The following is an 18,010-nucleotide window of genomic DNA, read 5'->3' as shown; positions in this document are numbered from 1 at the left end:
CTCGGCTCGTCCCCCTCCTGCCCGGCCAATTTCTTTTTGCCCGCCTAACAAACATCATTTACTTTGTTTTTCCGGTTGCGCGCCCGCGTCGCCCCGGGGCCCCCCTTCGTGTATCGGAACCCAATGTTTCGGGGCAGCGCCTGCGCGGCGGCAGCCCGAGGCGCGTCGCACGCACGATAATGAGGATCAGATGACGGTGAAGCCCCTCTACCGACGTGTCTTGCTGAAAGCGTCGGGCGAAGCGTTGATGGGCGAGCAGCATTTCGGCATCGACGTGTCGGTAGTCGATCGCATCGCCGCCGACATCGCCGAGGCCCGCGCCCTGGGCATCGAAGTCGGCGTCGTCATCGGCGGCGGCAACATCTTTCGTGGCGTGGCGGTTGCTTCCAGGGGAGGTGACCGGGTCACCGGTGACCACATGGGCATGCTCGCCACCGTCATCAACTCGCTGGCGCTGCGTACTTCGTTGAACAAGATCGGCGTCGACGCGGTGGTGCTGTCGGCAATCGCCATGCCTGAGCTTTGTGAGAGCTTTTCGCAGCGCCAGGCGACCGCCTACATGAACCAGGGTAAGGTCGTCATCTTCGCCGGCGGCACCGGCAATCCGTTCTTCACCACCGATTCGGCCGCGGCGCTGCGCGCGGCGGAAATCGGCGCCGACGCGCTGTTCAAGGGCACTCAGGTCGACGGCGTCTATTCTGCCGATCCCAAGAAGGACCCGAATGCGACACGCTTCGAGCGCATCAGCCATGGCGAAGTCATAAAACGTGGTCTTTCGATCATGGATACGGCCGCGATTGCACTTGCGCGGGAAAACAACATTCCGATAATCGTCTATTCGATCCACGAGAAGGGTGGTTTCGGTGATATTCTGAGGGGCGGCGGCCGTTGCACGGTCGTCACAGACGACTGATCGGGAGCCCGATCCCGAACCGAAGGTTTCCCGTAGGCGAAAAGCGGGAACCGGTTTTCGAATTGAGGCTTGAATACGGGGTTACCCCTGAACAGTGAACCCGGGCTAACGGGTCGAGGAGACGATGATGAGTGGCGAATACGATGATCTCAAACGGCGCATGGACGGGGCGATCGCTGCGTTCAAGCACGATCTGGCTTCGCTGCGGACCGGCCGCGCTTCGAGCAACCTGCTCGACGCGATCCAGGTGCAGGCCTATGGCACCACTATGCCGATCAACCAGGTGGCAAACGTGTCGGTGCCTGAGCCGCGCATGATTTCGGTTTCGGTCTGGGACAAGTCGATGGTCGGTGCGGTCGATCGCGCCATCCGTGAATCCAATCTCGGCTTCAATCCGATCGTCGACGGCACCAATCTCAGAATTCCGCTGCCCGAACTTAACGAACAGCGCCGCAAGGAGCTGGTTAAGATCTCGCATGGCTATGCCGAGAATGCGCGCATCGCCGTGCGCCACGTGCGCCGGGACGGCATGGAGTTTCTCAAAAAGGCGGAAAAGGACGGCGATATCAGCGAGGACGATCATCGCAAGCGGTCCGACCAGGTCCAAAAGCTCACAGACGAGATGATCGGCACCATCGACCATCTGCTTTCCGATAAGGAAGCAGAAATCATGCAGGTTTAAGGGTAGGTGACCGACCCGAAAGCGAGACTATGACAAGCCCCGCGCATGTCGCGATCATCATGGACGGAAACGGACGCTGGGCCAAGGCGCGCGGCCTGCCACGGCTTGCTGGCCATCGCGCCGGCGTCGAGGCGCTGCGCAACACGGTGCGCGCCGCTCCTGGCCTCGGCATCTCCTTCCTGACCGTCTACGCCTTCTCGTCGGAAAACTGGTCGCGGCCGAAGTCCGAAGTCAGCGACCTGATGGGCCTCTTGAAAATCTTCATCCGCCGCGATCTCGCCGAGCTTCACCAAAACGGCGTGCGGGTCAGGATCATCGGCGACCGGGCAGGGCTGCAACCTGATATCAGGACCCTGCTTGAAGAGGCCGAAACGCTCACCGCCCGCAACGACGCGCTGACCTTGGTCATCGCTTTCAACTATGGCGGACGCGACGAGATCGTGCGCACGGCGCGCAAGCTTGCCTCGGCGGTGGCGCGCGGCGAGCTCGACAGCGAGGCGATCACGGCCGAATCCTTTGCCGGCTCTCTCGACACCCAGGGTATTCCAGATCCGGAACTGGTCATCCGCACCAGCGGCGAGCTCAGGCTGTCGAATTTCCTTCTGTGGCAAGCGGCCTATAGCGAGCTTGTCTTCCTGCCTTGCTACTGGCCCGATTTCAGCCGCGAGCATCTGGCCGACGCATTGCGCGACTTTGCCAATCGCGAGCGCCGTTTCGGCGGGCTTGGCGCTCAAGACGTCGCCGTGACGGCCAAGGGATGAGCAACCTCCAGCTTCGCGTCATTTCTGCCGTCGTGCTTGCGGTCGTCACACTCGGTCTGACCTGGCTTGGCGGACTGCCCTTCCGGTTGCTTTGCGCCGCCATGACGATCCTGATCTTCTACGAGTGGACGCAAATGTGCCGCCCGGTCGCCGCCACGGGTCTTGGTTTTCTGCCGGAGGCGCTGCTTCTGGTTTTCGTCGGCGGTTTGGTCGCCGGCCTGCCGGCGTCATGGCTGCTGCTACTTGTGGCACTGATGGTCGTTGTCACCGCGGTCGTGGGTTCGATGCGCCAGACTTCGATGGGCCAGACTTCGATGCATCAAACGGGACAGTGGGACGCGTCCGGCCTTGCCTATGCCGGCATTTCCGGCCTGTCACTTGCCCTTTTGCGCAACGGCGACCATCCCGGCCTCGTCGCCATTCTGTTCCTGTTCGCGGTGGTTTGGGCGACCGACATATCAGCCTATTTCGTCGGCCGCGCTGTCGGCGGTCCGAAGCTGGCGCCATCGATCTCGCCCGGCAAGACCCAGAGCGGGGCGCTCGGCGGCGCTGTCGGCGGCGTGGTTGCCGGGCTGCTTTTGGCCGCTGCGGCCGGAGCCGGCAATCTTGCAGTGCTCGGCGTCGTTGCACTCGTGCTTTCGCTGGTCTCCCAGGCTGGCGACCTTTTCGAATCATGGGTGAAGCGCCGCCACAACCGCAAGGATTCGGGCACGCTGATACCGGGCCATGGCGGCGTCATGGACCGGGTCGACGGGCTTGTCGCGGCGGCATTCGCCCTGTACGTCATCGGCTGGATTTCGGCGACCGCCGACCATCCGGCACAGGGGCTGTTTCCAGCTTGATCGGCATTGTTTCCTGGCCTGGTATCTTGACCTGCGCAGGATGCGCCATGGATTCGCCTGGATTGATGCCACAGTCGCGGTACGACCGTGCTGCGGACGAATTTTGAGGACATGAGTTGAACGAGATTCTTCACGCGGTTTTCAGCACGGAAGGCTTTGTCCTTGGCACGCTGGTGCCGTTCCTGTTCGTGCTGACCGTAGTCGTGTTCGTCCACGAGATGGGGCATTATCTCGTCGGCCGCTGGTGCGGCATCGGCGTAAAGGTCTTTTCGATTGGCTTCGGCCCGGAACTCTTCGGCTTTAATGACAGCCATGGCACGCGCTGGAAACTCTGCGCCATTCCACTCGGCGGCTACGTCAAATTCGTCGGCGACATGAACGCCACCTCGAGCCAGCCCAGCTCGGAGGAGATCGAATTGCTGACCGATGCCGAGCGCAAGGTTGCGTTTCACACGCAGCCGGTCTGGAAGCGCGCGGCGACTGTGGTTGCCGGCCCGCTGTTCAATTTCCTGCTGACGATCGCCGTCTTCGCGGTGCTGTTTACCGCCTATGGCCGCCCCGTGATGGAGCCGATGGTGGCTGAAGTCACCGCCGACAGCCCAGCGGCGCAGGCCGGCATCCTGCCCGGGGACCGATTCGTCAGCGTCGACGGCAGCAAGGTCCAGACCTTCGCCGACGTCCAGCGCCGGGTCTCGGGCCGCGGCGGCGACGCCATCACCTTCGTCATGCTGCGCGGCGGCAAGGAGATCACCGTTACGGCGACGCCGCGATTGATGGAACAGGAAGACGCGCTGGGCAACAAGGTCAAGGTGGCCGTGATCGGCGTCGTCAACAACCAGGAGTTCGGCCAGCCCCGCCTGATCACCTACAGCCCGGCTGGCGCACTGGCTGCCGCGGTCGAGGAAACCGGCCACATCATCCAGGGTACCGGCCAGTTCCTGCAGCGTTTCGTCGTCGGTCGCGAGGATAAATGCCAGCTGGGCGGCCCAATCAAAATCGCAAAGATGTCGGGGCAGGCGGCAAAACTGGGCTTCGACTGGCTTGTGCAACTTGTTGCGCTGTTGTCGGTCGGGATCGGTATTCTCAACCTTTTGCCGATTCCTCCCCTCGACGGCGGCCATCTCCTGTTCTACGGCGTGGAGGCCGTCATTCGGCGACCGGTGTCGGAACGTATGATGGAGATGGGTTACAGGGCCGGCCTGCTTCTCGTCTTGGGCTTCATGGGGTTCGTTTTCTGGAACGACCTGTTTGGATGCTGAAATCATGAAGAAATTTGGCTTCGACACAGCCAATGTTGAGACGCCGTTTACCATGCATGGGGATATGCGTGACGCGAAAGCCACGCCACAGGGTTAAGTAAATACAAATTAACCAGGAGCCTTGCGTGTAGGGAAAATCCGGTTAATACGGTGGGGGAAATTACCGCACGTCCGGTTTTCTCGCCGTGGGGACTTCGAGAAAAGGTACAAAAGCCCGATGAAGGCAGCATCCAAGTTTCTGAGCGCCGCGTCCGCGGTGGCCCTGTCCGCCGCCCTGGTCGTACCAGGTGCGCTCGCAGTGCAGTTCGTTGCCACATCGGCGGCCGAGGCCGCTGTTGTTTCAAGAGTTGAAGTCAGCGGCAATCAGCGGGTCGATGCCGACACGATCCGCAACTACGTCACGATCAAGCCCGGTAAGGCCTTTTCCAGCTCCGATATCGACGATGCGGTCAAGGCGCTGTTCGGCACCGGGTTGTTCTCGGACGTCCAGATCAACCAGGTCGGTTCGTCGCTGGTCATCAAGGTTTCCGAATATCAGGTCGTGAACCAGGTGCTGTTCCAGGGCAACAAGAAGCTCAAGGACAACGCCCTTGCGGCCGCGGTCCAGTTGAAGCCGCGTGGAACGTTCTCGCAGCAGGCGCTCGATGCCGACATCGAGGCGGTCAAGGCCGCCTACAGGCGTATCGGCCGTGACGACGCCGCCGTGACCACCCAGATCATGGATCTCGGCGACAACCGCGTGAACGTGGTCTTCAATATCAACGAAGGCGGCCGCACGCAGATTGCCGCGATCAATTTCGTCGGCAACAGCGCCTATTCGAGCCGTCGCCTGTCCGACGTCATCTCCACCAAGCGCTCGTCCATCCTTTCGTTCGTGCTGCGCGACGATGTCTATGACGAAGACAAGCTGCGCGCCGACGAAGAGCTGCTGCGCCGTTTCTATTACAACCACGGCTATGCCGACTTCCAGGTGATTTCCGCGGTCGGCGAACTCGACGAGACCACCAACAAATATACGGTGACCATCACCGTGCAGGAGGGCGATCGCTACACCTTCGGCGACGTCAGCGTCGAGAGCACGATTCCCGAGGTCGACGCTGCATCGCTGCAGTCGGTGGTCGAGACCCGCAAGGGCGAGGTCTACAACGCCGAGGATGTCGAAGACACCATCATCGCATTGACCGAGAGGGTCGCCGGTTCCGGCTATCCCTTCGCCCAGGTGACGCCGCGCGGCGACCGCAATTTCGAGAACCGCACCATTTCGGTGGTCTATACGATCGACCAGGGCACGAAGGCCTATGTCGAACGCATCGAGATTCGCGGCAACGACCGGACACGCGACTATGTCATTCGCCGCGAATTCGACGTGAGTGAGGGCGATGCCTTCAACCAGGTTCTCATTCAGCGCGCGAAGAAACGGCTGGAAGCGCTCGATTATTTTGAGAAAGTCGAGGTTTCCACCGTGCCCGGCTCTGAGCCGGACCAGGTGGTGCTGGTGGTCGACGTGGTCGAGAAATCGACCGGCGAGTTCTCGGTCGGCGCCGGCTATTAGACCGGCGGCGACACGTCAGGCCCATCCATCGAAGGAGCGATCACCGAACGCAACTTCCTCGGACGCGGCCAGTTCATCAAGCTATCGGCGGGCGGCGGCAAGAATTCGCGCGACTACAGCTTCTCCTTCACCGAGCCCTATTTCCTCGGGCGGCGCATTGCCGCCGGTTTCGACATCTTCAACCGGACCAGGGAATACGACGACTATAAGAGCGAGACCCTAGGTGCGACAGTGCGCTTTGGCCTGCCGATCACTGACGACATCTCGACGCAGCTGGCGTATAATATCTCGCAGGAGAAGTACAAGCTCGACGATGGTTGCGATCCACTGGCTGGCTGCGACGTCTCTACGGCTATCCTAAACGGCATTGAGGAAAGCCCGTGGCTCAAGTCGTCGGTCAGCCTCGGTCTGGTCTACAACACCATCGACGACATGAAGAACCCGCATGAAGGCATCTTCGCCAATGTCACCACGGAATTCGCCGGCCTCGGCGGCGACGCCAAATTCGTCAAGGTGACGGCGCGTAGCAGCGTCTACCAGACGTTGTCAGAGCAGCTTGATCTGGTTGGTTTGATTTCGGGCGGGGCTGGCCATATCCAGGGCTACGGCAGCGACGAAGACCTTCGCATCTTCGATCATTTCCAGAGCAGCGACCGCATTATCCGCGGCTTCGCCTATGGCGGCATCGGTCCTGTCGACGACCAGGGCTTTGACGACCATCTCGGCGGTACCACCTATTTCAACGCCTCGGCGGAAGCCCAGTTTCCGATGCCGGTCATTCCGGAGAGCTTCGGCCTGCGCGGCGCGGTCTTTGCTGATGCGGCGACACTTTATGGCAATGATGTGGCGGGTGTCGATCCATCGACAACCGACATGGAGTGGCGCGCCTCGGTCGGTCTCGGCATGATGTGGGCGTCGCCCTTTGGCCCGATCCGCATCGACTATGCGATACCGGTCCTCAAGGAGGACACCGACGACGTGCAGGAATTCAACTTCGGCATATCGACCCGCTTCTGATTGGCGGGAGACGATGCTTCCGGGCCGTAGGGGTCCGGAATAGAGTGATCCGACACTACAGCGCCGCGCGTCCTCTTGGACGCGCAAAGGACGCTGTAGAACTTTGATTTTGCGCATGATCCTTTCCGAAAATCGATTCCGATTTTCGGGGTCATGCGCTAGCTGGATATAGCTTCTGGAATGACCGATCCGGTGTTCTTCGCGCCATCACGCCGGTATACGGCTGGCGAAGTCGCGAATCTGACCGGCTCGGTGCTTGTCGAGTCCGGCCTCTCGGAAATATCGATCGAAGCCTTGGCGCCGGCAAGCGAAGGCGGCGAGCACGCTCTTGTCTTCGTCGATGGCAGACGCAACTTCGCGCTGATGCAATCGCTGCGGGCAGCGGCGGTTCTCTGTCCCGCCGAATTTGCCGGCAAAGCGCCGGCGGGTATCGCGGTTCTGGTCCATCCGCGCCCGCAACAGGCTTTCGCGATGGTCGGACGCCTTCTTTTCCCGGCGGCTGCGACACCGGCGCCGATGACCGGCGAAACCGGTATTTCGCCGCATGCCCATATCGATCCATCGGCGCATGTCGAGGCCGGCGCGATCGTCGAGGCCGGCGCGATCATCGGCCCCCGCGCTTCTATCGGCAGCGGAACCGTCATTGCTCCTCATGCCGTTATCGGTCCCTCCTGCCAGTTCGGCCGCGACGGCTATGTCGGTCCAGGCGCCAGCATCCAGTACGCGCTGATCGGCAATCGTGTCATCATCCATGGCGGCGCCCGCATCGGCCAGGACGGTTTTGGCTTCGTGGCCGGGGCCAAGGGCCCGGAGCGCGTCCCGCAAATCGGCCGGGTCGTTATCCAGGACGACGTCGAGATCGGCTCGAACACAACGGTCGATCGTGGCGCCATGTCAGACACGATCATCGGTCAAGGCACCAAGATCGACAATCTGGTGCAGATCGCTCATAACGTCCGCATAGGCCGCAATTGCATAATCGCCGGCCTTTCGGGTATTTCCGGTTCCGTAACGGTGGGCGACAATGTCACCATGGGTGGCGGTGTCGGTCTTGCGGATCACCTGACCATTGGGTCTGGGGCCAAGCTTGCTGCAAGAAGCGGGTTCATGAGCAACGTCCCCGCGGGCGAGATTTGGGGAGGGTACCCGGCGCAGCCGATGGCGGAGGCGATGCGGGAGATCGCGGCTCTGCGAAGACTGGCCAGGGCGCGGAAATCCGGCGACGGGGGGAAGAGCTGAGATGGTGGCGGCGACGACGCTCGAGGCGGTCGACATATTGGGGCTGATGAAGCTCCTGCCGCATCGTTATCCGTTCCTGATGATCGATCGCATCATCGACATCGATGGCGACGAGTCGGCTATCGGCATCAAGAACGTGACCATAAACGAGCCGCATTTCCAGGGTCATTTCCCGGATCAGCCGGTCATGCCCGGCGTGCTGATCGTCGAGGCGATGGCGCAGACGGCCGGCGCCATCTGCATCCGCAGCCTAGGCACCGAAAAACCGTCGCTGGTCTATTTCCTGACCATCGACAATGCCAAATTCCGTAAACCGGTCGTTCCCGGCGACCAGTTGAAGATCCATGTGAAGAAAATCAAGAAACGCGGCAACCTTCTCAAATTCGCCTGCGAGGCTCTCGTCGACGGCGTCAAGGCCGCGGAAGCCGAGATCTCGGCGATGATGGTCGCGAGCGACTGACGATCGAATGCTTATGAAAATCCAGACAGTCATCCATCCATCGTCGGTCATCGAGGCAGGCGCAAAAATCGGCGAAGGCGTCCGCATCGGGCCATTCTGCCACATCAGCGCCGACGCGGTGCTCGGCGACCGCGTCGAACTGGTCAGCCACATCTCGGTGATGGGCGCGACCACCATCGGTGCGTCGACCAAGGTCTATCCGATGGCGACACTGGGCGCGCCGCCGCAGAATACCAAGCACAAGGGCGGCCGCACCACGCTGGTCGTCGGTGAGAACTGCACGATCCGCGAAGGCGTGACCATGCACCTCGGCACCGATTCCAGCCGCGGCGAGACGACGATCGGTGACAACGGCAACTTCCTTGCCTACGCCCACATCGCCCATGATTGCATTGTCGGCAAGAACGCCACCTTCGCCAATCAGGCGACGTTGGGCGGCCATTGCGAGATCGGCGACAACGTTTATATCGGTGGTCTCAGCGCCGTTCATCAGTTTGTCCGCGTCGGCGACAACGCCTTTCTCGGCGGTTGCTCGGCATTCGTCGGCGATGTCATTCCCTACGCCATCGCCGTCGGCAATCGCGCCAGCCTTCGCGGTCTCAACATCATCGGCCTGAAGCGCGCCGGCCTGCCGCGCTCCGAGATCCACACGCTGCGCAAGGCCTACAGGACGATCTTCGATCGCTCCCGAACCGTCGGCGAAAACATCGAATTCGCCAAGGCGGAATTCGCCTCGTCACCGACCGCCATGAAAATCATCGATTTCATCGCCAGTCGCGGCAAGCGGCACTATGCCGTCCCGTCGCTCAAGGCTGGCGACGGCGACGATGCAGATGACGAAGATTGAGGCCACTCGGACGGGCCTTGATCTCGCGCCAGACGCCAAGGTCGGCATCATTGCCGGCGGCGGCAGTTTGCCGGTCGAAGTCGCCAAGGCGCTTGCTGGGCAAGACAAGTCTCCCTTCGTGGTAATAGTGGCGGGCGAGGTCGACCGCATATCCGACTTCGACGCCTACGAGCAGGCGACGTTGAGGCTGGAGGATGTCGGCTCACTGCTGCCGACGCTCAAGAACCATCATGTTACCCATTTGGTGACAGCGGGCCATATCACACGCCGCCCCAGGCTGAGCGCCATGCGCCTCAATCTCGGCCTGCTCGCCTGGGTGCCCAGCCTTCTTGTCGGTGTAACCCAAGGCGACGACACCGTGCTGAAACTGTTCGTGCGAAGGGTCGAGCGCAGCGGCATCAGGGTTGTCGGAGCCCATGAGATCGTGCCGGAACTGGTCGCGGCCGAAGGGACGCTGACCAAGGCTGCGCCGCGGAAATCCGACTGGCGCGACATCGAAGCGGCGCATAGGGCGGCAAAGGCCATCGGCGCGCTGGATATCGGCCAGGCGGCTGTTGCGATCGGCGGCCGCGCCATCGCGCTGGAAGGCGTCGAGGGCACTGACGGATTGCTCGATCGAACAAAGCAGTTGCGCGGCCATGGCAGGCTGGCCGGCAGAACGCGCGGCGTTCTGGTCAAATGCGCCAAGCCCGGCCAGGAGTTGCGCGCCGACCTGCCCTCCATCGGCCCGCAGACGGTCGAGGCGGCGCATGCCGCCGGACTTGCCGGCATTGCCGTCGAGGCCGGTCGCTCGCTGGTTCTGGAAGGCCCCACCGTCGTCGCCCGTGCCAATGCGCTCGGCCTGTTCGTGATCGGCCTGCCTGCTGCGGAGCCGGTGCATGGCGACTGAGAAACCGCTGAAGATCGCGATCGTCGCCGGCGAAGAATCCGGCGATCTGCTTGGCGCCGACATTATAGAGGCGCTGAAGCGCGCGACCGGCCGCGAGGTCCGGCTCGTCGGCATCGGCGGCCGGCATCTGCAGGCGCTCGGCCTCACGCCGCTCTTCGACGGCGGCGAGATCGCGCTGATGGGCCTGAGCGCCATCCTGCGCGACCTGCCGCGCCTGATGCGGCGGATCAGCCAGACGGGCAATGCGGTCGCCGGTGAAAAGCCCGACTGTCTCATCACCATCGACAGCCCGGATTTTTCGCTGCGTGTGGCTAAGAAGGTTCGTGCTGCCGATCCGGCAATCCCGATCGTCCACTATGTCTGCCCGAGCGTCTGGGCCTGGCGACCCGGCAGGGCGGTGGCGATGAAACCGTATGTCGATCATATCCTCTGCATCTTGCCCTTCGAGGTGAGGGAGCTCGCCCGCCTCGGTGGTCCGCCCGGCACCTATGTCGGCCATCGCCTTACGCACGATCCGGGCGTGATCGGCGCTGCCAAGGCGCAAAACCTGCCGCGCGACCTGTCCGACGATCGTGTGAAGACACTGCTTGTGCTGCCCGGCTCGCGTCGCGGCGAGGTGCTACGGCTAGTCGGCCCGTTCGGCAAGACGATCTCGATCCTGCGCGCACGCGGACACCGCTTGCGCCTGCTGTTGCCGACGGTGCCGCATGTCGCCGACCTGGTCAGGGCTTCGGTGGCAAGCTGGGACGAGAAGCCGGAAATCATCCTTGATCCCGAACGCAAATGGCAGGCCTTCGGCAAGGCCGATGCAGCGCTGATCTCATCGGGAACGGTGTCGCTGGAACTGGCGCTGTCAGGGGTGCCGATGATCTCCTGCTACCGGCTCGATCCGGTCATGCGGATGGCCCAGCGCCTGATCACCGTATGGAGCGCCGCCTTGCCCAATCTCATCGCCGATCGCCCGATCGTGCCGGAAAGCTACAACGAATATGTGCGGCCGCACTATCTTGCGCGGCAGTTGGAGGCGCTTTTTTCCGACACCCCCTATCGCGCATGGCAGAAGGACGGTTTTGCCGAGGTGGCCAGACGCATGGCTGTCGACGGACCTTCCGGCGATATCGCTGCGGGGGTCGTGATGAGGTGCATCAAGGGAGCGAGTAGGGGTAGTGAGTAGTGAGTAGTGAGTAGTGAGTAGTGAGTAGAGTAGTGAGTAGATTGCAAAGCACCGCTCAGCGTCTAGAATTCTTATTTACTACTCACTACTCACTCCGTCTCTTCACCGCTTTGCAATCGGCACGTAGTCGCGTTCCGGCGCACCTGTATAGAGCTGGCGCGGGCGACCGATCTTCTGGTGCGGATCCTCGATCATCTCTTTCCACTGCGCGATCCAGCCGACGGTACGAGCGACCGCGAACAGCACGGTGAACATGGTGGTGGGGAAGCCCAGCGCCTTCAGCGTGATGCCGGAATAGAAATCGACGTTCGGATAAAGCTTCTTCTCGATGAAATAGGAGTCGGTCAGCGCGATCTTTTCCAGTTCCATAGCGATGTCGAGCAGCGGATCGTCCTTGATGCCGAGTTCGCCCAAAACCTCATGTGCGGTCTTCTGCATGATCTTGGCGCGCGGGTCGTAGTTCTTGTAGACGCGGTGGCCAAAGCCCATCAACCGGAACGGATCGTTCTTGTCCTTGGCGCGGGCGATGAATTCCGGGATGTGGTCGACATGGCCGATCTCGCCCAGCATGTTCAAGGCCGCCTCGTTGGCGCCGCCATGGGCCGGTCCCCACAGGCAGGCAATGCCGGCGGCGATGCAGGCAAACGGGTTGGCGCCTGACGAGCCGGCGAGGCGGACGGTCGAGGTCGAGGCGTTCTGCTCGTGATCGGCATGCAGAATGAAGATGCGCTCCATCGCACGCGCCAGCACCGGGTTGATCTTGTATTCCTCGCACGGCACGGCAAAGCACATATGCAGGAAGTTGGCCGCGAAATTCAGCTCGTTCTTCGGGTAAATGAAGGGCTGACCGATGTGGTATTTATAGGCCATCGCCGCGATCGTCGGCATTTTGGCGATCAGCCGCATCGATGCGACCATGCGCTGATACGGGTCCGAGATGTCGGTGGAATCGTGATAGAAGGCTGACAGAGCGCCGACCACGCCGCACATCACCGCCATCGGATGCGCGTCGCGGCGAAAGCCGGTGAAGAAGCGCGACATCTGCTCGTGCACCATGGTGTGGCGCGTCACCCGGTAGTCGAAATCGTCCTTCTGCGCCTTGGTCGGCAATTCACCATAGAGCAAGAGATAGCAGACTTCGAGGAAGTCGCCGTGCTCGGCCAGCTGGTCGATCGGATAACCGCGATGCAAAAGGATGCCGGCATCGCCATCGATAAAGGTGATTTCCGACTCGCAGCTTGCCGTCGACGTGAAGCCGGGATCGTAGGTGAACGCCCCGGTGGTGCTGTAAAGCGAGCCGATGTCGATGACATCAGGTCCGACCGAGCCGCTTCGCACCTTGAGCTCGTGAGTTTTGCCGCCGAATTCAAGTTTAGCAGTCGACGCGTGGGTTTTGCCGCCAAATTCCATCTTTGTCGCAGCTTCGGACATTGCAAACTCCTTTTGGTTTTCTCATGCCGGCAAAGGCGAAATATCTGCAACGCAACACGTCGAAAGCATCGGAGTTCGCGCGTTTGCGCCCGCAATTGGATTTGCGTGCCAAATTGGGCCAAGACCTAATGTTGCACTGCGAAACCCACCTTTCAATGCCAATCTTCTTGGGCCAGTTTTGCTAATCGATTTGATCCGCGACGCGCGCCAGGCTTTCCTCACGGCCAAGCACGGCAAGCACGTCGAACACGCCGGGCGAGGTGCTTTTGCCGGTGAGCGCGGCGCGCAAAGGTTGGGCCACAGCGCCGAGCTTATGGCCGCCGGCCACCGCATATTCCCGGATCGCGGCTTCCACCGCCTCGGCCGTCCAGTCGCATGAAATCGCCTTCAGCGCCGCGTGGGCGCCCCGCAGGATCTCGCGCGCTTCACCGCCGAGCAATGCAGCCGCCTTCTCGTCGATCGGCAGCGGCCGCTCGGCAAACAGGAAGGCGGCACCGTCGGCCAGTTCGACCAGGGTCTTGGCGCGCTCCTTTAGGCCTGGCAGCGCGGCGAGCAACTGTGCCTTGCGCGTGTCGTCGAGGCGCGCTGCGATCGCCGGGCCGCCTTCGAGATAGGGCAAGGTGTTGATGAAGATATCGTGCAATTCGGCGTCGTTCATGCGGCGCATATGCACGCCGTTCAGCGCCTCGAGCTTGGCGAAGTCGAAGCGGGCGGCCCCCTTGTTGACGTCACCGATGTCGAACCAGGCAATCATGTCGGCGATCGACATGACCTCGTCGTCGCCGTGGCTCCAGCCGAGCCGCGCCAGGTAGTTGAGCAGTGCCTCAGGCAGGTACCCCATGGCACGATAGGCTTCGACGCCGAGGGCGCCGTGCCGCTTCGACAGCTTGGCGCCGTCGGCGCCATGGATCAGTGGGATATGCGACATCGACGGCACGTCCCAGCCCATGGCTCGATAGATCACCATCTGGCGGGCGGCATTGGTCAGATGATCGTCGCCGCGGATGATGTGGGTGATGCCCATGTCGTGGTCGTCGACGACGACGGCATGCATATAGGTCGGATTGCCGTCCGAGCGCAGGATGATGAAATCGTCGAGATCCTTGTTGGGGAAGCGGACTTCGCCCTGCACGAGATCATGCACCACCGTCTCGCCGTCGGCCGGCGCCTTGATTCGGATCGCGCCCTTGGCGCCGGCCGGCGCCTCCGACGGGTTGCGGTCGCGCCAGCGGCCGTCATAGCGGGGAGGCAAGCCCTTGGCCCGCGCGCTCTCACGCATCGCTTCCAGTTCAGCCGGCGCAGCGTAGCAGTAATAGGCCTTGCCCATGCGCACCAGTTCCTCGGCGACCGCGCGGTGGCGCGGCGCGCGCTCGAACTGCGATACCGGCTCGCCGTCCCAGGTGAGGCCGAGCCAGGAGAGTCCGTCGAGGATGGCGGCGGTTGCCGCATCGGTCGAACGCTCACGATCGGTGTCCTCGATGCGCAGCAGCATCGTGCCGCCGGTGTGTTTCGCATACAGCCAGTTGAACAGCGCCGTGCGCGCGCCGCCAATATGCAGGAAGCCGGTGGGCGAGGGGGCGAAACGGGTGATGACCTTGTCGGACATGGAACTCTCAGGCAAGCGCAGGAAACGGATGTGATTGCGCGGACTTTCGCGCGTCGCGCGTTCATGTAGCATAGGAGGTCAAGGGCGCAAGGGGCAGACCCGATGGCTGGACCAGGCCGCGGCGCGGACAAGAGCGAGGGCGCGACCACAAGCGTCAGCGAACGATCGCTGTTTGCCGACGTTCCCCACGCCGAGCCGCTACCCGTTTCGCTGCCTGCGTCGCACCCGGGCATTCAGCCTCTTTCGCCGGACCGGGCCGCGCCAACACCCGGGCATGTCATTCGTTTCCGCCGACAGCTCAGCCATCTTTCACCATCCGGTATCCGCAACAGCGTGGCCTCGGCAGCCGGCCTGGAACTAGACCGCGGCGTCGCCTTCCTGCTGGTGCCGGTTTTTCTGGCATGCGGGGTGATCGTCTATTTTTCGCTTGCCGTCGAACCGGACTTTCCGCAGCCCATTGCCGTCGTGGTCCTCACGGCATTGTGTGCGGCGGTGACACGCTCATGGCGCAAAACGCATCTGTGCTTCATGGCAGCGCTGCTGTGCGCACTCGGGCTACTCGCCGCCAAGGTTGAAACCTGGCGCGTGGCAACGCAGATGCTCGGCTCGGAAATCCAGACCCAGCTCACCGGCCGTGTCGTTAGGCTCGATCAGATGGCGAACGGCCGGATCAGGCTGACCATCGACGTGATGACGACCGCCCGGCCGACACTGCGTTATGCGCCGGAACGTGTCAGGGTTTCGGCACGCAAAATTCCCGCTGAGATGACCGCAGGCTCGGTGGCAACCGGCTATGTGAGGCTTCTGCCTCCGACTGGCCCGGTTAGGCCGGACAGTTATGACTTCTCCTTCGACAGCTATTTCGCCGGTATCGGTGCCAGTGGCTTTTTCCTCGGCAATCCGAAGATCGTCGTTTCCGAAGATGCACCGTTCGCCGCGCGCATTTCTTCCTCGATCGAAAAGGCGCGTGAAACCATCGCCGACCATATCAGGGACAGCATCGGTGGCGCCGAGGGGGAGATTGCCGCCGCGCTGATCGTCGGCGTGCGTGCCGGCATTCCCGAAGAGATAAACGAATCGATGCGGCGCACCGGCATCTACCACATCATCTCGATTTCCGGCCTGCACATGGCGCTTGTCGCCGGCACCATCATGGGATTGCTGCGCGGCGCCTTTGCGCTGGTTCCCGATTTTTCGTCGCGCCGGCCGGTCAAAAAATATGCGGCTGCTGCCGCACTCGTTTCCATCGCTGCCTATCTGATTTTTTCCGGTATCGTGGTCGCGGCTGAACGCAGCTTTATCATGCTGGCGGTAATGCTTGTCGCCGTGCTGTTCGACCGGGCGGCACTCACCTTGCGCAATCTGGCGATTTCGGCCATCGCCGTCATCGTCGTGTCGCCGCACGAGGTGGTCGGCCCAAGCTTCCAGATGTCCTTCGCCGCGACCGCTGCTCTCGTGGGCGCCTATGCCGGCTGGTCCGACTATCGTGCCGACAAGGCCACCGCGCCGCCACAGCGACGGTCAACGATCGCTTTCGTCACGCGAAAACTTGCCGCTGGGACAGGTACCATCGCAATGACCTCCATCATTGCCGGCAGCGCCACCGCACTCTTCGCCATCTGGCACTTCCAGCGCGTCTCGCCGCTCAGCCTGTTCGCCAATCTGGCCGTCATGCCGATCGTCACGGTCGTCATGTTCCTGGCCGTCGTCAGCGCCTTGGCAATGCCGTTCGGCTTCGACGGCCCTTTCCTATACATGATGGGCAAGGGGCTGACGGCCATGATTGCAATATCGGGATGGATCTCCGAGCGGTCGCCGGTCGATGCCGTCGGGCTGATCTCGTTGCAGTCGGTTCTGCTGGTGACGGCCGCCCTAGTCATCGCCACGATGGCAACGACATGGTTGCGGCTTGCGGCACTTCCCTTTGCGCTCGCCGGCCTGCTGACGATTTCCGAGACGCGCACCCCCGACGTGCTGATTTCGGAAGATGCGCATCTGGTGGCGCTGCCGATCGGCGGCGGCGAACTTGCCGTCAACCGGGTGCGCTCGAACGAATTCACCACCGACAACTGGAAACATGCGCTGGTTTCAGCGACCATTGTCGAGCCGGAGACATTCGAAAAAGGAGACGTGCGGTTCGACATCGTCGACCCGGCCGACCTGCCGCCGGGAGCGCCCTTCTACTGCACTGCCGGCCTGTGCCTCGCCCGGCACCAGTCCGGCGCGATCATCGCGCTCGCCGACGACCGCAAAACCGCACCGCCAGCCTGTGCCTTTGCGGATTTGATCGTCATCGATGATGCCACAGCCTATTATAATCCCTGCCGCAATCCGCTGGTTCTCGTCGTCACCAAACGGCAGCTCGCTCGCATGGGCAGTGCCGCCGTCTTTTTCGATCCGCTATCTGCGACGACGCGCGCAGAAATCCGTTTTGCCGTCAGACAGCCCTATAGGCCTTGGCATGAGCAGCGGAGATTTTCGCGCGAGGCGAGGGGCCTGCCGCCATACCGCAGGGCCGAGAAACCCAAAAAGCCTGCCGTTCAGTAACGCCGGATCAGTCCGACGAGCTTGCCTTGCACCTTGACCCTGTCCGGCCCGAAGATGCGCGTCTCATAGGCCGGATTGGCGGCTTCCAGTGCGATCGAGGCACCTTTGCGGCGGAACCGCTTCAGCGTCGCTTCCTCGTCGTCGACCAAGGCGACGATGATCTCGCCAGGCTGGGCGGTGTCGGCGTTGCGGATGATGACCGTGTCGCCGTCGAAAATGCCGGCCTCGATCATCGAGTCACCCTTGACCTCCAGCGCGTAGTGCGTGCCGCCGGTGATCATGTCCGGTGGTACCGAGATCGAATGCGTCTGGTGCTGGATGGCGTCGATCGGCACACCGGCAGCGATGCGGCCCATCACCGGTATGGAGATGGTGGCAACGACGTCGTCGTCATTGCCGGCCGCAGGCATGCGCGAAGGCGCCGGCTTGATCTGTCGTCCGAGGCTGCCCTGCCCAAGGCTGCCCTGAATGACGCTTGGCGAGAATTTGCGCGCCGCATTGAGGCCGGGCGCGATCGAATCGGGCAGGCGCAGCACCTCCAGCGCGCGGGCGCGGTTGGGCAGGCGGCGAATGAAACCGCGCTCCTCCAGTGCAGTGATCAGCCGATGGATCCCCGACTTCGAGGCGAGGTCGAGCGCTTCCTTCATCTCGTCGAACGAGGGCGGAATGCCGCTTTCCTTCAGCCGCTCGTGGATGAACATCAGCAGTTCATGTTGTTTGCGTGTCAGCATCGCGACCCCCAACAGAATCAGAAAAACAAACCCAGAACAAACACTATCTGTTCCAGTTGT

13 protein-coding genes and 2 pseudogenes are annotated in these 18,010 nt (G+C 62.2%); 12 read left to right on the top strand and 3 right to left on the bottom strand.

All coding sequences use genetic code 11. From position 1 onward, the window contains the following. Positions 1–190 precede the first annotated feature (190 nt). From pyrH to lpxB, 11 genes and pseudogenes are all read left to right on the top strand, one after another. Positions 191–913 carry a UMP kinase gene (pyrH, locus tag AC0L3L_RS11535; RefSeq protein WP_473637636.1) on the top strand — a complete coding sequence of 241 codons (723 nt, stop codon included), beginning with the start codon at positions 191–193 and terminating at the stop codon, positions 911–913. A 127-nt stretch (positions 914–1,040) separates the two neighbouring features. After that, positions 1,041–1,595, top strand: coding sequence for a ribosome recycling factor (gene frr, locus AC0L3L_RS11530; RefSeq protein WP_077384157.1), 555 nt, complete (start codon positions 1,041–1,043; stop codon positions 1,593–1,595). A 17-nt stretch (positions 1,596–1,612) separates the two neighbouring features. Further along, a pseudogene (locus AC0L3L_RS11525) lies at positions 1,613–2,356 on the top strand (isoprenyl transferase); the annotation flags it as partial. Next, entirely contained in the window at positions 2,353–3,198 is an 846-nt protein-coding gene (locus AC0L3L_RS11520) for a phosphatidate cytidylyltransferase (protein ID WP_473637635.1), read from the top strand. The pseudogene AC0L3L_RS11525 and the gene AC0L3L_RS11520, both read left to right, overlap by 4 nt. 116 nt (positions 3,199–3,314) lie before the next feature. Then, positions 3,315–4,457, top strand: coding sequence for an RIP metalloprotease RseP (gene rseP, locus AC0L3L_RS11515; RefSeq protein ID WP_473487011.1), 1,143 nt, complete (start codon positions 3,315–3,317; stop codon positions 4,455–4,457). Between the two features lie 217 nt (positions 4,458–4,674). Continuing rightward, positions 4,675–7,026, top strand: a pseudogene (bamA, locus tag AC0L3L_RS11510) (outer membrane protein assembly factor BamA). Positions 7,027–7,206: 180 nt separating this feature from the next. Next, entirely contained in the window at positions 7,207–8,265 is a 1,059-nt protein-coding gene (lpxD, locus tag AC0L3L_RS11505; RefSeq protein ID WP_473487009.1) for a UDP-3-O-(3-hydroxymyristoyl)glucosamine N-acyltransferase, read from the top strand. Between the two features lies 1 nt (position 8,266). Beyond that, the gene (fabZ, locus tag AC0L3L_RS11500) at positions 8,267–8,725 is read left to right on the top strand and encodes a 3-hydroxyacyl-ACP dehydratase FabZ (protein WP_123145852.1); all 459 of its coding nucleotides are present in this window, start codon (positions 8,267–8,269) and stop codon (positions 8,723–8,725) included. Positions 8,726–8,738: 13 nt separating this feature from the next. Beyond that, a complete protein-coding gene (gene lpxA, locus AC0L3L_RS11495) occupies positions 8,739–9,572 on the top strand; it encodes an acyl-ACP--UDP-N-acetylglucosamine O-acyltransferase (RefSeq protein WP_473487008.1) in 834 nt (277 codons plus the stop codon). Then, on the top strand, positions 9,559–10,461 hold the full coding sequence (locus AC0L3L_RS11490) for an LpxI family protein (protein WP_473637634.1): 903 nt from the start codon (positions 9,559–9,561) through the stop codon (positions 10,459–10,461). The genes lpxA and AC0L3L_RS11490 overlap by 14 nt, the downstream gene beginning before the upstream one ends. Next, a complete protein-coding gene (lpxB, locus tag AC0L3L_RS11485) occupies positions 10,451–11,635 on the top strand; it encodes a lipid-A-disaccharide synthase (RefSeq protein ID WP_473637633.1) in 1,185 nt (394 codons plus the stop codon). The genes AC0L3L_RS11490 and lpxB overlap by 11 nt, the downstream gene beginning before the upstream one ends. A 102-nt stretch (positions 11,636–11,737) precedes the next feature. Here the strand turns inward: lpxB and gltA are convergent, their stop codons facing one another. Both gltA and gltX read right to left on the bottom strand, forming a co-directional pair. Further along, entirely contained in the window at positions 11,738–13,066 is a 1,329-nt protein-coding gene (gene gltA / locus AC0L3L_RS11480; protein ID WP_065009590.1) for a citrate synthase, read from the bottom strand. Positions 13,067–13,247: 181 nt separating this feature from the next. Further along, positions 13,248–14,672 carry a glutamate--tRNA ligase gene (gene gltX, locus AC0L3L_RS11475; RefSeq protein ID WP_473637632.1) on the bottom strand — a complete coding sequence of 475 codons (1,425 nt, stop codon included), beginning with the start codon at positions 14,670–14,672 and terminating at the stop codon, positions 13,248–13,250. Positions 14,673–14,774: 102 nt separating this feature from the next. Between gltX and AC0L3L_RS11470 the strand changes: the two genes are divergently transcribed. Then, positions 14,775–17,219: a ComEC/Rec2 family competence protein gene (locus AC0L3L_RS11470; protein ID WP_473637631.1), complete on the top strand. Its 2,445-nt coding sequence runs from the start codon at positions 14,775–14,777 to the stop codon at positions 17,217–17,219. On the opposite strand, the gene lexA is transcribed toward AC0L3L_RS11470, so the two are convergent. Next, on the bottom strand, positions 17,213–17,950 hold the full coding sequence (gene lexA / locus AC0L3L_RS11465) for a transcriptional repressor LexA (RefSeq protein WP_095492879.1): 738 nt from the start codon (positions 17,948–17,950) through the stop codon (positions 17,213–17,215). The genes AC0L3L_RS11470 and lexA overlap by 7 nt on opposite strands. Positions 17,951–18,010 lie beyond the last annotated feature (60 nt).

It is taken from the genome of Mesorhizobium sp. WSM4849, assembly GCF_055811385.1.
Note: the sequence above shows the minus strand (reverse complement) of the source record. Positions and strands in the feature narration are given on the sequence as shown.

Coding starts and splice junctions, on each gene's coding strand:
- AC0L3L_RS11490 (WP_473637634.1), top strand. CDS start 9,559: ATGACGAAGATTGAGGCCACTCGGACGGGCCTTGATCTCGCGCCAGAC.
- frr (WP_077384157.1), top strand. CDS start 1,041: ATGAGTGGCGAATACGATGATCTCAAACGGCGCATGGACGGGGCGATC.
- gltX (WP_473637632.1), bottom strand. CDS start 14,672: ATGTCCGACAAGGTCATCACCCGTTTCGCCCCCTCGCCCACCGGCTTC.
- pyrH (WP_473637636.1), top strand. CDS start 191: ATGACGGTGAAGCCCCTCTACCGACGTGTCTTGCTGAAAGCGTCGGGC.
- gltA (WP_065009590.1), bottom strand. CDS start 13,066: ATGTCCGAAGCTGCGACAAAGATGGAATTTGGCGGCAAAACCCACGCG.
- lpxA (WP_473487008.1), top strand. CDS start 8,739: ATGAAAATCCAGACAGTCATCCATCCATCGTCGGTCATCGAGGCAGGC.
- lpxB (WP_473637633.1), top strand. CDS start 10,451: ATGGCGACTGAGAAACCGCTGAAGATCGCGATCGTCGCCGGCGAAGAA.
- AC0L3L_RS11470 (WP_473637631.1), top strand. CDS start 14,775: ATGGCTGGACCAGGCCGCGGCGCGGACAAGAGCGAGGGCGCGACCACA.
- fabZ (WP_123145852.1), top strand. CDS start 8,267: ATGGTGGCGGCGACGACGCTCGAGGCGGTCGACATATTGGGGCTGATG.
- lexA (WP_095492879.1), bottom strand. CDS start 17,950: ATGCTGACACGCAAACAACATGAACTGCTGATGTTCATCCACGAGCGG.
- AC0L3L_RS11520 (WP_473637635.1), top strand. CDS start 2,353: ATGAGCAACCTCCAGCTTCGCGTCATTTCTGCCGTCGTGCTTGCGGTC.
- lpxD (WP_473487009.1), top strand. CDS start 7,207: ATGACCGATCCGGTGTTCTTCGCGCCATCACGCCGGTATACGGCTGGC.